General features: G+C 65.0%; 15 protein-coding genes and 1 pseudogene. 7 read left to right on the top strand and 9 right to left on the bottom strand.

The genetic code is table 11. The features are described 5' to 3' along the window. Positions 1 to 19 precede the first annotated feature (19 nt). The 4 genes from JN280_RS06375 to JN280_RS06360 all read right to left on the bottom strand — a co-directional run bounded on the left by JN280_RS06375 (position 20) and on the right by JN280_RS06360 (position 2521). Entirely contained in the window at positions 20 to 529 is a 510-nt protein-coding gene (locus JN280_RS06375) for a flavin reductase family protein (protein WP_202310831.1), read from the bottom strand. Between the two features lie 144 nt (positions 530 to 673). Further along, on the bottom strand, positions 674 to 1183 hold the full coding sequence (locus JN280_RS06370; RefSeq protein ID WP_202310829.1) for a flavin reductase family protein: 510 nt from the start codon (positions 1181 to 1183) through the stop codon (positions 674 to 676). Between the two features lie 123 nt (positions 1184 to 1306). Then, positions 1307 to 1807 carry a MarR family winged helix-turn-helix transcriptional regulator gene (locus tag JN280_RS06365; protein ID WP_244743045.1) on the bottom strand — a complete coding sequence of 167 codons (501 nt, stop codon included), beginning with the start codon at positions 1805 to 1807 and terminating at the stop codon, positions 1307 to 1309. Between the two features lie 108 nt (positions 1808 to 1915). Continuing rightward, positions 1916 to 2521, bottom strand: coding sequence for a flavin reductase family protein (locus JN280_RS06360; protein WP_202310827.1), 606 nt, complete (start codon positions 2519 to 2521; stop codon positions 1916 to 1918). A 218-nt stretch (positions 2522 to 2739) separates the two neighbouring features. On the opposite strand from JN280_RS06360, the gene JN280_RS06355 reads away from it, so the two are divergent. The 6 genes from JN280_RS06355 (at position 2740) to JN280_RS06330 (ending at position 8234) form a co-directional block, all read left to right on the top strand. Further along, positions 2740 to 3495: an ABC transporter ATP-binding protein gene (locus JN280_RS06355; RefSeq protein ID WP_202310825.1), complete on the top strand. Its 756-nt coding sequence runs from the start codon at positions 2740 to 2742 to the stop codon at positions 3493 to 3495. A gap of 51 nt (positions 3496 to 3546) precedes the next feature. Further along, positions 3547 to 4545 (top strand): ABC transporter substrate-binding protein, encoded by a 999-nt coding sequence (locus tag JN280_RS06350; RefSeq protein ID WP_202310824.1) that lies wholly within the window; start codon positions 3547 to 3549, stop codon positions 4543 to 4545. Between the two features lie 75 nt (positions 4546 to 4620). Beyond that, positions 4621 to 5448, top strand: coding sequence for an ABC transporter permease (locus JN280_RS06345; RefSeq protein WP_202310823.1), 828 nt, complete (start codon positions 4621 to 4623; stop codon positions 5446 to 5448). Then, a complete protein-coding gene (locus tag JN280_RS06340; protein ID WP_202310822.1) occupies positions 5441 to 6268 on the top strand; it encodes an ABC transporter permease in 828 nt (275 codons plus the stop codon). The genes JN280_RS06345 and JN280_RS06340 overlap by 8 nt, the downstream gene beginning before the upstream one ends. After that, entirely contained in the window at positions 6268 to 7380 is a 1113-nt protein-coding gene (locus tag JN280_RS06335; protein WP_202310821.1) for a ketopantoate reductase family protein, read from the top strand. Before JN280_RS06340 ends, JN280_RS06335 begins: the two co-directional genes overlap by 1 nt. Beyond that, positions 7377 to 8234 (top strand): polysaccharide deacetylase family protein, encoded by an 858-nt coding sequence (locus JN280_RS06330; protein ID WP_202310820.1) that lies wholly within the window; start codon positions 7377 to 7379, stop codon positions 8232 to 8234. The genes JN280_RS06335 and JN280_RS06330 overlap by 4 nt, the downstream gene beginning before the upstream one ends. Positions 8235 to 8299: 65 nt before the next feature. Here JN280_RS06330 and JN280_RS06325 read toward each other — a convergent pair whose 3' ends face one another. Further along, complete coding sequence (locus JN280_RS06325; RefSeq protein WP_202310819.1) at positions 8300 to 9247, bottom strand: AraC family transcriptional regulator; 948 nt, start codon at positions 9245 to 9247, stop codon at positions 8300 to 8302. Between the two features lie 331 nt (positions 9248 to 9578). Between JN280_RS06325 and JN280_RS06320 the strand changes: the two genes are divergently transcribed. Continuing rightward, entirely contained in the window at positions 9579 to 10460 is an 882-nt protein-coding gene (locus JN280_RS06320) for a polysaccharide deacetylase family protein (protein ID WP_202310818.1), read from the top strand. 143 nt (positions 10461 to 10603) lie between these two features. Here the strand turns inward: JN280_RS06320 and JN280_RS06315 are convergent. The 4 genes and pseudogenes from JN280_RS06315 to JN280_RS06300 form a co-directional block, all read right to left on the bottom strand. Next, positions 10604 to 10768: pseudogene (locus tag JN280_RS06315) on the bottom strand (transposase); the annotation flags it as partial. Between the two features lie 142 nt (positions 10769 to 10910). Next, entirely contained in the window at positions 10911 to 11801 is an 891-nt protein-coding gene (locus JN280_RS06310; RefSeq protein ID WP_202310816.1) for an alpha/beta fold hydrolase, read from the bottom strand. A gap of 10 nt (positions 11802 to 11811) precedes the next feature. After that, a complete protein-coding gene (locus JN280_RS06305) occupies positions 11812 to 12735 on the bottom strand; it encodes an alpha/beta fold hydrolase (protein ID WP_202310814.1) in 924 nt (307 codons plus the stop codon). Positions 12736 to 12745: 10 nt separating this feature from the next. Further along, complete coding sequence (locus JN280_RS06300) at positions 12746 to 13900, bottom strand: LLM class flavin-dependent oxidoreductase (RefSeq protein ID WP_202310812.1); 1155 nt, start codon at positions 13898 to 13900, stop codon at positions 12746 to 12748. Positions 13901 to 13994: the final 94 nt, after the last annotated feature.

Here is a 13994-nt window from a genome sequence, read left to right as displayed (position 1 = left end):
CGCAGGCCCGGTTCGACGATCAGCGGCCGGCGGCCATGTAGCTGTCGTTGTGGGAAACCAGCGGGAAGGATCTCGACCTGCTTCCGCGCAGGACGCGGCCGACGAAGATCGTCTGGCAGGCGACCGTGAGTTGGTCGACGGTCTCGCATTCGAGCACGGCCAGGACACCGTCCAGGATGGGCGTGCCCTCCAGGGAAAGCGTGTAGTCGACGTCGCCGAAACGATCGTCCCCGATGCCGCCGAAACGATTGCCCAGTTCGATCTGGTCATCCGCCAGCACGTTCACCACGAAACGCCGGCTTGACGCGACCAACCCGTGCGCGCAATGCGCACGGTCGAGGCCGATCAGTACCGTGGCCGGCGCCGCGCAGACGGGCTGGAACGCGCCCGCGATCGCGCCGGCGATGCGTTCGCGGTGGGACGCCGTGACGACGGCCACGCTGTTCACCATCGAGCGCGTGATCGCCCGGAATGCCTGGATGTCGAGCCCGTCGCCGACGTGCCTCAGACCCTTCACATGAACGTTCATCGCCTTCGCTCCCATTGTCCCCGCGGCGCCTCGGCAGGATGCAGACGGCCGCGGGTGCCATCAAGCTGGCCCGGCGAGGATTGCGCGCCTCGGCAACAACTGGTTCGGCAACGCGTAAATTTGCGCGCTGGAGCCGCTTGCGTGTTAGCTGGCGTCCACCCCCGGCATGGCACCATAGCGCCCTTGATGGAAGAGCAGCGCGGGAGCCGTTCCCGGGACGGCGGCGGCGATGCGACCTAACAGCAGCGTCGTGGCCTCATGCTCGACTGTGCGCTCGATCGTGCAGTCGAGGGCCAGGGCAGCGTTCCGGTAAACGGGGGCGCCGGTGACCAGGCTGGTCCAGTCGCCGGGCCGGAACCGGTCGGCACCCGAAAGCTGGCGCCTTCCCCCGAAGATTTCCGCCGTTTCCTGCGCGCCCTGTGGCAGGTAGCTGATGGCGAATGTGCCGGCCGAGAGGAGCGTTCCCAGCGCGCCTGTCGTGTTGGATACAGCCACCAGCATGGTCGGCGGCGACGCCGCGATATGGGTCGTCGACAGGGCCAGCAGGCCGGCCGGGCCCCGCGCATCGCAGGCGGCCACGACCGGGACGGCTGTCGGCCGCCGGGCAAGCATGCGCCAGAAGTCGCCGGAGTTTTCGAGCGTCGTCACTTCCATTCGGCGCGTGCCTCCCTTTCCCGGACCGGTGAACGATTTGCCCGGCGGTTCCCCGGTCCGAAGTGACCGTCGGCCGCTGTCCCGAAAAGAACCGATCGGAGCGCCACAACCGCATCGGAACTCCTAATCGGGAACGTCGTGCGGCAGGTCATCCCGAATGAGCTTTGCCACCATGGCGAGAAACCGATCGTGGTCCTTCTTCGGCAACGGAGCAAGGATGCGGGCCTGCGCCGCGGACACGGTGTCCTCCACCCGCTCGATGAGGTCGTGGCCGGCAGTTTCCAGGTAGAGGGCGCGTGCGCGGCGGTCTTGAGGATGGACGCGCCGGGACAGCAAGCCCTTTCGCTCCAGCCTGTCAACGACCCCACCGATGGTGGCGCGGTCATAGCCGATCACGTTGGCGAGGGACGCCTGGTCGATGCCGGGGTGGGCCTGGGTGGCGACGAGTGCGGCGTATTGCACCGGGGTGATATCGGCGCCCGCCTTTTCCAGTTCCTCGGTCACGATGCCCATCGAGGTCTTGTGCAGACACCAGAACAGATAATTCGGACTTGAGTGCAACGGCAGGGTTCCAGTCATGCGGTCGGTCGACGACGTCGCCTCACCCTCGGTATCCTGCAGCACTTGCCCGCCTCCCGTCACTTGCCGCGCCTCCAATCGCACGGATCATGCGGCAACCGTCTCACGGGAATAGTCTTCATCGGCGTAGAATACCAGATGGGGCGGTGAAACTCATTCGGCCAAGATATCGAGCGTGGAGACGGCCTTGTAGCTGCCTTCATGATAAATCAGCGGCAGTGCGTCCGATCCGTGGCCCGAAACGACCTGACCCACAAAAATCGTGTGGGTGCCCATATCTATCTCGCGGACGGTTTCGCATTCGAGACTGGCCGCCACTCCCTCCAGCACTGGCGCGCCGCGCTCGGTCAGGCGGTAGGGCACGCCGTCGAACTGATTGTCCAGCTTCCCGGCAAAGCGCTGCCCTAGCCCGATCTGGCTCTCGGACAGGAGGTTGATCACGAAGTGGCCGCTGGCCATCACCAGCGGATGGGTCCGCGTCGAGCGGTTGAGGACGATCAGGACCATCGCCGGATCGGCGCTGACACTTGAAAAAGCGGTCGCGGTCATGCCGTGCGGACTTCCCTCGTGCTCGGTCGTCACGACTGTGACGCCTGCAACCATCGATCTCATGATCGAACGGAAGGACGCGCCATCCATCGGTGCGCGCCTGGAAAGGACGGTGCTGTCCACGTGGCAGTTCATGTTTGTATCCTCGTTCTGCGGTGACGTGTTCTGTGCCATCGCTGTCAGGATGCGGAGATGTGTCGCGATCGACAACGCCGGATCGCCCTGACTGCGCTCGGGCGAAACTACTCATACGGGCAGCGGCAAAAACCGCGCCGGAGGCGTGCAGAGCGCGCGGCGACTTTTTGTGCGAGCGCACAAAAGTTTTCGAAATCCCATGCCGCTGATGACTCGGCCCAACGGCCGCCCATAGCCTCCGGCGAAAGAACGCCGCCAAAGCCCGGGCGGTTCGAGCCGAGAGGAGTCCGCTGTTGAATGCCATCGTCGACTTGAGGGAGATCAGCATCGCTTTCGGTGGGGAGACCATCTACGATCGCCTCTCGTTCACGATTCGCGACGGCGAATTCCTTTGCATCGTCGGGCAAAGCGGTTGTGGCAAATCGACCCTGCTGCGCGTGATCGGCGACCTTCTCAAAGTGGATGCGGGCGAGGTCCGCGTCGCCGGACGGCCTGCTGCGATCGCGTGGGAGGATATCGCCTATGTCTTCCAGTCGCCGCGGCTCCTGCCCTGGCGCAATGCCGAAGACAATGTCGTCCTCGGCCAGCAGCTCCGCTTTGGCAAACGCGTCCCGCAGCAGGCCATGCGCGAGAAGGCGCGCGAGCTGCTGGCCCTGGTCGGCCTCGACAAGGACCGGCTGAAGACCCCGGGGATGCTTTCCGGCGGTGAACGTCAGCGTGTCTCGATTGCCCGCGCGCTGGCGGTCAACCCCCGCATCATTCTCATGGACGAGCCATTTTCCGCGCTCGACGTAGCGACGCGCCAGCGCATGCGAGCCGAAATCGTCGAGATCTGGCGAAAGACCGGCAAGACGATCGTTTTCGTGACCCACGAAGTGGACGAGGCCATCGAGCTGGCGGACCGGATCGTGGTGCTTTCCAGCAAACCAACCAAGGTCAGGTCGATCATAGAAGTCGAGCAGCCGCGTCCGCGCGACCTGTCGTTGCCGGAGCTCCGCTCGGTTCACGAACGGCTGCGCCAACTCATCGGGGAGCAGGACGTGCGATAGCTGCCAGCTCCGGGCAATTCGGGAACAGAACCAGAGAAAGAGGAGAAGACTATGCGACTACGATTTGGCGCCCTACTCGGCATGGCCATGGCCATTGCCGCCAATGGGACGGCGGCCGGCGCTGCCGAAGAGGTCACCGTCGGCATGGTCGCGGATCCGGGCTACCACGCCGCGATGTGGGCCATCATGAGCGGAAAGGTCAGCGACCCGGACGTCACCGTGAAGGTCGACCTGATGCCGATCCCGGCCATTCATCAGGCCGCGCTCTCCAAGCAGTACGACCTGATGCCGAACGGCGTCCTCGCCATTCCGGCCATGAACGAACAGGGGCTCGACGTGAAAGTGATGGCCACGGTCATCCGCTATCTGCCGGGCGATGACGTCGTTCAACCCGGCCTGTGGGTGACGAAGGACAGCCCGATCCAGTCGGTCGCCGACCTGAAGGGCAAGTCGATCGCCGTCCAGTCGGTTTCGGCGGGCGACGTCATCTCGCGCCGCGCGATCCTGCAGAAGCTCTACGGCTACAACGTCGATGCGATCGGCGGCGACTTCAATTGGGTGGAGATTCCGGCCTCGCAGTTCGAGGCGGCGCTGGAGACGGGACGCGTGGATGCCGCCGCCTTCTCCAACGTCAAGGCCTATCAGATCTCGAAATCACCGGAATACCGGGCGGTCATGCGCGGTGGCGGCGATCTGGTCAAGCTCTACGGCGCACCCCTCCCCGCGATCGTGTTGATGACCTATCAGAGCAAGCTTGAAGAAAAGGGTGAGGCGATCGCCAAGGCGGCCGAGTTGCTCCGGCAGTCTGCGCAGTACCTGCGCGATCACACTGACGAGGTCTTCGCCGTCGTCGGTCCGGAGTACAAGATGAACCCCGAGGATCTCAAGGGCTGGTTCACGGAGTTTGGCGAGATGCCCTACAGCCTGAAGGAGTCCGACAAGGCCGTGATGGCCAAGGCTTGGGGCAGCGGGGTCGACCTCGGAATCCTCGTGAAGGCCCCCGAGTCGGCTGAACCCTTCATCGCTCCACAGGCGGTCATGGCGGACTAGCCGCCCGTAAGCGAGCCCGGCGCGCGAGGCCGCGCGCCGGGCGACCCGTTTCTTCAATCGACCGCAGAGAGCCGCATGCAATCCGTGTCGGAAAACCTACGCTCAGACAAGACCGCACGGGTGCGCGACGCCTCGCAGACATACGGATTTGGCGTGTCGCGCCGCACCCTGGCAGCGATTCTGTTCGCGCTCGCGGTGCTTCTCCTTTGGGAGGTCTATTCGAGCTTTATGCCGCCGGTGCAGATCCCGAGCCCGGTACGCGTCATGCGCCGGTTCATCTCCATGTGGTCGGACGCCGGATTTCTCACTTATGCCGGCTATACGCTGATCCACGTTCTCCTGTCGGTGACGCTCGCCTTCTTCCTCGGTCTGGGCATCGCGCTGCTGGCCTACTTCTTCCCCGTCCTCGAGGACGCCGTCTACGGCCGGCTGGCGCCGTTCATGAACTCCTTTCCCGGCATCGGCTGGGCGTTTCTTGCGCTCATCTGGTTCGGCATCAACAGTCAAGCGGTGATCTTCTCCGCGACCGCGGCGATGCTGCCGCTCGCGCTGATCAACATCGGTGCAGGCCTGCGCGAGCTCAATCGCGAGACGATCGAGATGTCGGTCTCCTTCAGCCGCAGTTCGGGGCGTCGCACGCGCCTTGTCATCCTGCCGATGTTGTTTCCGTACCTGTTCGCAGCGCTGCGCCTGTGCTTCGGCGTCTCCTGGCAGATCGTGCTGATCGTGGAGCTGCTGTGCGGCGCGCCCGGCCTCGGCAGCATCATCTCCTTCGCCCGGTCGCGCTACTGGACCGACATGATCTTCGCGGTCGTCATCCTCATCCTTATCGTCGTCTTCGTGGTCGATCGTGGGCTTTTCGCTCGCATCCAGACCCGCATCGGCAAGGTCTACAATGTCTGAGCGCACCGGAATTCTCGCCGATATGGGCAAACGCCAGCTGGTGGCGAACCTGCTCATCGTCGCCGCGGTCGTCGGGTGGTGGCTGACTTCGCAGACACTGCCGACGCGCATCTTCCCGCCCCTGACGGCGGTCCTCCAGACCCTGGGGGGATTTGCGGCGAGCCTCGATTTCTGGGCCAACGCGGGCATCACCTTCGCGCGCATCGTCGCCGCGATCGTCGCGGCCACGCTGGTCGGCGGCATCATCGGGATCATGCCGCGCTATCTCCCCTCGACCGGCAGCATCGTCGATAACATCCTGGTGCCGTTCTTCTCCTCCTTCCCGGGTCTGGCCTGGGCGATCCTGGGGACGGTCTGGTTCGGCGTGACAACGCAGGCCGTGATCCTCGTCACGTTCCTGATCATCCTGCCCTTTGCTCTGGTCAACGTGGCCGAGGGGGCGAAGTCGATTGGCCCGGAAGAGGTCGAGATGGGCCGCAGCTTCAGCCGCAGCCACTGGGCGATCTTCTGGCGGATCGAACTGCCGCTGCTCAGCCCGTTCATCCTGTCGGCCGTGACCATCTCCTATGGCGTCTGTTGGAAAATCAGCTTGATCGCCGAGCTGTTCGGCGCGCGGTCGGGCATCGGCTACATGATGCAGCATGCGCAGGATCTCGGTCAGACCGACCACATCATGGCGCTGTGCGTCGCCATCGTGCTTTTCGTCATCACGGGCCAGAAGCTGATCCTCCACCCCCTGTCGCGCCTGCTGCTGAAGCGTGAAGGCAGAGCCGGGCGGCCCGCGCGGACGCCGCGAAGCACGTCGGCGGGCGGGGCGTGATGGGCGAGCGCGTCCTCGTCTGGGGAACCGGCGCGATCGGCGGCACGGTCGGCGCATATCTGGCGCGCGCCGGCCACGAGATCACCTTCGTTGACGCGTCACCGGACCATGTCGCCGCCATCCGCCGAAACGGTCTGCGCATCGTCGGCGACGTCGACAATTTCGTCGTCCATGCTTCTGCCGTTGCGCCGGCAGAGGTCGCTGGCGAGTGGAGGGTGGTCCTGCTCGCCGTAAAGGCCCAGCACACCCAGGCAGCCTGCACCCAGCTGCTGCCGCATCTGGAGGCCGACTGCTGCGTGGTGTCACTCCAGAACGGCCTTCGCCAGACCGTGATCGAAAATGTGATCGGGGCGGGGCGCTGCGTTCCGGCCTTGGTTGGCTTCATGGGAGACCGGCTCGGGCCGGGAGAAATCCGCTTCGGAAAACGGGCGCGGTTCTGCATCGGCGAGGGCGACGGAGCCCTAACGCCGCGCGTTGCGGCTCTGACGCGCCTGCTCGCCGATTTCGAGCCCGCGATCGAAGCTACCGACGACATACAAGGTTACCTCTGGGGCAAGCTGGGCTTCATGGCGCTGCTGTCCGCGACGGCGCTCGGCATGTCCACGATCGTGGATCTGTTCATGGCGGCGAATTTGCTGCCTGTCTGGCGGGCGCTCGCCGGTGAGGTCCTCGCCGTCGCCAGCGCGCACGGCATCGCCGCGAAGGGGTTCGACGGGTTTGATCCGGCCGCCTTCTTGCCGGGAGTAAGCGAGGCCGATGCACGGCTTTCGTTGCTCGCGATGGCCGCGCCGCTCTCCGACGATGCCAAGCCGCACTCCGGCATGTGGCGCGACATCGCCATCCATCACCGCGAAACCGAGATCGCCCACCAGTTCGGTCCGGTCATCGAACTCGCGCGTGCGAAACGTGTCCCGGTTCCGGCGCTGGAACGGCTGGTGAAGCTGATGCAGGCGGTCGAGAGTGGGCGTGTCGCGCAAGCGGATTCGCTGATCTCGAAACTCGTCGGCGCATCTGGCACAGCGCCGCTGTTTCTCGCCAGCGATCCCGTGCCGGCGAGCCTGATTGCACATACAAACTTCGAACTGGCCATAAATCAGAGAGACGACAAATGAGTATCGGACCGAATAGCCGCCGTGACTGGCATCTACCCGACGGCGCCAGGATTGCCGTGTCGGTCAATCTCGCGCTCGAGGCCTTCCGCCACAAGAGTCAGCTGACGCTGGAGTCGCGGCCGGGCAAGACAGACCATTTTTCGCTGTCCTATGCCGAGTACGGCGCACGCGCCGGAATCTGGCGCATTCTCGAACTCCTCGACGATCTCGGCCTGAAGGCCTCGATGTCGACCAACGGCAGGGCAGCGGAGCTCTATCCCGACGCGGTCCGCTCGGTCGCCGAGGCCGGCCACGAGCTGGTCGGTCACGGATGGGAGAACGACGTCCTCAGCGAGGATGTCTCGCCCGATGCCGAACTAGTGGAGATCCGGCGGGTGACGGAGGCAATCGAGAAGGCGTCGGGACAACGCCCCGTGGGGTGGACGAGCCCCGGCTCGGCAGGTTCGGAAAACACGCTCGAACTGCTGGCCGGCGAAGGCTATCTTTGGAACGGCGACCAAGCCAACGACGACCTGCCGTACAGCCGACAGACCGCAAACGGTCCCATGATCATCCTGCCGCGGGTGAACATGCCACAGAACGATCTCATCATGTGGGCCAAGTCGCACAACTCGCCGAGCGTCATCTGGGAAGGTTTCAAGGACACGTTCGACGAACTTTATCGCGAGGGCGAACGTGGCAACCCGAAGTGGGTCGAGATCGTGCTGCACGCCCATATGGGCGGACGGCCGACGCTGATCCCGACGGTGCGCCGCTGCATCGCCTATGCCCGCGAGCATGCCGGCGTGTGGTTTCCGCGCAAGGGCGACATGGCGCGCTGGGCCGCCCGCCTCGAAGGTCTGAACGTCTCATAGGCGTCGGCCCTGCGACCTGTTCAAGCCGGCGGATCCGATGGGACCGCCCGCATGTGCCCGCTGGGTTAGGCATGGCCGCCCATTCCCGGTTCCCCGCCGTTCGATGGAACCAGCGACGCCACAGGCTGGTTCCGCGCGCTCTTGCGCCATTCGCTGGCGGATATGCCGTAGCGTTGCTTGAAGCTGGCCGCGAAATGCGCCTGGCTGCGGAAACCGACGCGGTGCGCGATCTCGCGGATCTGGATCGCGGCCTTCAGCGGATCGGCGAGTTCCTGCCGCGCGGTATCGAGTCGTGTGGTGCGCAGGTACTCGCATACCGTTTCCCCGGCCTCCTGGAAGACCTTGTGGAGATAGCGCACGGAGATTCCGGTCGCATCCGCGATCTTCTGCGGGTCGAGCGAGCTATCGGCGAGATGGCCGCGCAGATAGGCCGTGCAGCGCCGGAAGATCGCGTTGCGGCCACTGCGCTCGACCGCAAGCTCGGTGCCGGACTCGACGGCGATCGAGACCATTTCGACCAATTGGTTGGCATAGCCGAAGGCCGTCGGTGCCGAAATGTGACGGATCTCGCTGGCCAGAAGCTTCACCAGGTTGGCGGCGATGCGCCACGGTGAACCGGTGCAGGCAAGGGGTTGGGCCGCTATCGTGGGCACGTTGCGCAGCCGCGCCTGCAGCAGGATCGCGGGAATGAAGATGGCCATGACGCTATGATCGGAGAGACCCGAGAAGATGGCTGCGTGACCGCAGTCGAAGAGCGCGTACTGTCCCTCCTGGAGCCGGCATTGCCGGCCACGCTGGGCGACGGAGACGGCGCCCGCTTCCACGATCAGGATCACGAACTTGTCTGCCCGCTGGTAGGCAAGCGTTCCGAGTTGCTCGATCGTGTGCGGCCGGTCCACCGCCAGCGTCACCAGTTCCACGGTACCGAGACTGATGACGGGAGGCGCGCTTGCGCGCAGTCGCGGCCGCTCGCGAAGTTCCCGCACGCCGATACTTGCCATGGTCGCCAGCATGGAAATCTCCCGTTTTATTGTGCAGTATTATACGCATAATGCTGAGCAAATGGGCGGATCAGTGCCGCCCGTTGCGTCGATGACCGTACCTTGTCCCAAACGGTCCCAATCTGCGGCCACTTGTTTAGTATCTATACATACCATATGTATGCGGTCAATAGGCAGCTGATTCCTGTGGGGCCGATCCCGCGCGACCGCCGGGCGGCCGCCCTGGCCGCTCTGCCTAAAGTTTCGGTGCGCTCTACCGACGCCCGCCACGCCGACGCGCGTTGAGCGGGCGGACCCCGCCACCTAGACTCGCCTCGTCACTATGAGGGAGAGGGAGACGCAGATGCAGACGAGACGGCGATTCGCACGGGAGTGGGCGTGGCCGGAGGGCAAGAAGCTGGCCGTAACGGTCGGCGTACCGTTCGAGGCGTTCAAGTTCCAGAGCCAGTTCAACTACATCGCGACGCCCGGCAAGGCGGACCTTTTCTCGCTCTCTTATGGCGACTACGGCTGGAAGGCCGGCATCTGGCGGCTTCTCGACCTCCTCGACCGGTACGGCGTGAAGGGGTCGATGGCGACCAACGGGCTCGCGGCCGCGCGTCATTCCGAGATCGTCCGCACCTTCGTCGCCGAGGGACACGAGGTGACCGGCCACGGATGGGCGAACGACGTCTATGTCAAGGATGCCGGCGAGGAGGCTGAACGCGAGGAGATCCGGCGCTGCACGCAGGTCCTGACGGAGGCTTCGGGCGGCGTGCGGCCGGTCGGCTGGACGAGCCCCGGCAGCACCGGTTCGCAACACACGATCCGCATCCTGAAGGAGGAGGGTTACATCTGGAACGGTGACGATGTCAGCGACGACCTGCCCTTCGTGATCGAAAGCGGCGCCGGCCCGTTCGTGATGATGCCGCGACAGAGCCTGGCCACCAATGACATCACCCAGTGGGTGCTCTCGCGCAACCCGCCGAGCGTCATGTGGGAGGGTTTCAAGGACACGTTCGACACGCTCTACTCCGAAGCGTGCGACGGCTGGGGCCGTTCGATCGACATCACCCTGCACGCCCACATGGCTGGTCGGCCGACGCTCATACCCACCATCCAGCGGATGCTGGACTATACGCGCCAGCACGAGGGCGTATTCTTCACCCGCAAACGCGATATCGCCGATTGGGCTGTGAAGCGCGAGCTTCAAGCGGCTTCAATGCGCGCCCGCAAATCGCTGTGAATTCTCCACCGCCTGAAAGGCGGTGGCTTCACGTTACGGCTTAAAGCCGGATCGGCCCGCCCTTCGGCGGGCAGGCGCGCACTCACGTCACGTTGAAGTTGTCGTCGGGCTCCGGTGGCGTCTGGTTCTTTTGCGCCCTTTCACCCGGCATGAATGACCATCGAGTGCGCTCGCGCCGTCTCGCGCAACAGTTCCCGGCACCGGTTGCCCGCGTCGCCGCCAAGCACCGCGTGGCGGTCCTTCGTCACCCACACCAGATGATACTTGCAGTCCCAGACCGTGTGGCTGCCGCGCTTGTACGCTTCCATTCGGCCAATCTACACCGGAAACGGCACCATCCCAGCCGCCTAAAGGCATGGAGTTTCCTGATCCCCTATCAGGGACTCTGAAGGCGAAGACAAGAAGGCGGCTCGAGCGAGCCGCCTTCCTTCGTTCCGGCCGGCACGTGCCTCACGCGGCCTCGCCGGCCACTCCGATCCGAAAGGACTCGACCAGACGCAGGAATTCGTCCGGCTGTTCGCGGAAAGGGAAATTGCCGCTGCGGTTCACGAGATGGAAGTGTGCGGAGCGCTGCCGCGCGGCGATGATACGGTAGAGCCAGATGCCATGATCCACCGTGACGAGCGGATCGTTTCTGGCCCAAACGATCTGGGTCGGCACCTTGACGCCATCCTCCCGCGCCACGCGGAAGAAGCGCGATTTCGCCCGCATGATCGACGCGAAGAGTTCGCTTTCGGTCGAGCGTGTTTGCGCGCTCGCATAGGCCAGGTGCCCGGGCCGCCCCGCTGCCTCAACCGACGTGTCGAGCAGTCGCTCGTCGATGTGGTGGTGGGCGTATGACAGGCGGTCGTATGCCCACGCCTGCGAAGCGCGCGACCAGAGCGGCAGCGGCGGCGCCAGCAGCGCCAGGTTCTCCACGCCGTCACCTGTGGGCGAGGCGGCGTGGCTGGAGACGATGGTCAACGAGGCGACGCGTTCCGGCGCCTCGATCGCGACCCAGAGCCCGACCATGCCGCCGAGATCGTGACCGATGAGATGGACCGGTCCCTCGGCGAAAGCCTCGATGGTCGCTCGTGCGTGCGCGCTCAGGCGCCCGACGGTCAGCGGACCATCGGCCGGTCCGGTGCCGCCGCTACCGGGAAGGTCGGGCGCGATGACCCGGCGCCCATGGGCAAGGCGCGCGATCGTGTCTCCCCAAAGGTGGGTACCGCCGCAATAGGGGGACAATCCGGGAGAGCCGCCGTGGAGGAGAAGCGTGGCCGGCGCGCCCTCCTCTCCCCCCAGCACGAGCCGTGTGGGGATGCCGTCGATAATGGCGGACGTTTCGGTCAGGTCGTTCATCTTGCCTCTCTCATCCACGGTGGAGGTCGACGAAGCTGTCTAGCAGCGCGTTGAAACGTTCCGGGTGCTCGCGATAGACGAAGTGTCCGGCTTCATTGATGATGTTGAGCGTGGTGCGCCTTTCGTGCGCCGATACCATGTTGAACATCTCCACCCCGCGTTCCGCCACGACGGTCCGATCGTTGAATCCCCACACGATCTGCGTGGGTCTCTGGAGCCTACCCTCGTTGATGCAGGCGAGCGTCTCGCGCTTGTAGCGCGCGAGATCGGGCAGGAAGAGGCGCACCCCGAGCTGCTCGTCGATCATCTTGCGGACGCCCTCGCGGTAGATCGGCTGGGCCAGCACATCCATCACCACGTCGATCCATTCGTCCGTGACCACGCCGGGCTGATGGCAATAGTTCTCATAGACCCAGCGGGCCGATTCCCGGGTAAACGGGGGATGCGGCGGCATCGCCAGCGTCACCTCGTTGGTGCCCACGCCGGGGCTCAGCGTGCCGCTGGAGACTACGGTCAATGACCGCACCAGCTCGGGATGCTCGATCGTCAGCCTGGCTGAGACGAAGCCGCCTCGCGAATGGCCGACGATGTGCACGGGGGGCAGGCGCATCGCACGTACGAAATCGCGGATGTGACCGACAACCGCGGACATGGTGTAGTCTTCGTCGCGAAGCGGAACGCCGGTGTATCCCTGCCCGATCTTGTCGGGCACGACCACGCGAAAGCGTCTGCATAGCGCCGCCACGTTGGGTTCCCACACCGCTGCGCTCGAGGCGGCGTCCGCGCCGCCGAAATTGCCTCCGTAGACGAACAGGATCGTCTCGGGCCCGTCGCCCGCGACGTGATAGGCCGTGCGGACACCGCCGACATCGATATGCTGGCGGGGCGGAAATGCGCCCCTGCCCGTGCCGGTAGCGGATGCTGCGACATTCATTGCTGTCTCCTCAAGCTGCTTGACGGCCGCCGCCGGCAAAGGGCTTGCGGAGCCCCCGTGCTTCCAGTGCGGGCAGCACATCCCGGTTGAAGCGTGACATGCCGTCCAGGAAATCGACCCAGGTGAACAGGATCCCGTCGAGGCCGGCATCGGAAAGCTGCTGCAGGCGATCGGCGATGTGATCGGCGGTGCCGACGAGCTGGTTGCCGCCGCCGCCCGCCGCGAAGTGGTTGCGCAGCTTCTCGAGCGTCTCCTGCGACATGCCCTTGGCCGTGGCCGCGTTGCCGGCGATCCAGCCGTCAACGCTTTCGCGGTCTTGGTGGTCGACCGCGTAGTGCTGCAGGTAAGCCTGCGCCTCGCGCATCGTGTCGCGCTGGACCATCGGCGCGTAGGTCCACACCTGGACCTCCCGCCCGAACTCGTCGCGCGCGAACTGCTTGTACGCGCCGATCTGCCGGGCCCAGTCGGTGGGATCCTCGGAATGCAGCAGTAGGAAGCAGACATCGGCGTGTGCGCAGGCAAACCTGCGGCCGGTGTCCGACCCGCCGGCGCTCATGATCGGTGGTCCCGGCCGCTGCACCGGCTTCGGCATCGACATGCCGCGGACCACCTTGAAGAACCGGCCGTCGTGGTCGAATTCGTCGTTCTCGGTCCAAAGCCGTTGAAGGATCTCGAGCCATTCGGCCAGGTGTTCGTAGCGGTCGGTATGCTCCCTCAGGGCCGCGCCGAACATTTCCAGCTCCGGCTTGTTCCAGCCAGCGACGACGTTGAGCACCAGCCTGCCGCCGGAAATGATGTCGATGGTCGCGCACTGCTTGGCGGCGGCGATGGGGTGGATCGTCGGGGCGTGGCTGGTTGCGAAGATGGCCGGATAGGACGTCGCCTGGGCAACACCGGCGGCGTAGGTGAAGGGGTCGAGAATGATGCCGGCGGGATGATCGATGCGACCGGGAATATAGCCTTTCCAGCGTGCATAGGCCACGATCGCCTCGTAGCCGGCCTTGTCGGCGATACGCGAGGTCTCGATCACGTTCTCCCACGTTGGCCTGTAGTTCTCGGAAAGCAGGGTCTGCGCCGATCCCTTGCCGTTGGTTCCGAAAATGCCGATCTTGAGCCGGTTCGGGCCGAAAAGCGGGTTGATGGGTCTGCTCGCTGGCTCCGTCATGTGCGCATCCGCCGGAAGGCCTCCCTTCTTCGTATCGATTGACCGCAGGATTAGAGCGCTGCCGCCCCGATGGCCATGCCCGGCTTTTCGAGCG

This window comes from Mesorhizobium sp. L-8-10 (assembly GCF_016756635.1).
In the GTDB taxonomy this organism is placed as follows: domain Bacteria; phylum Pseudomonadota; class Alphaproteobacteria; order Rhizobiales; family Rhizobiaceae.
This window is presented reverse-complemented; position numbering and strand designations above follow the sequence as displayed.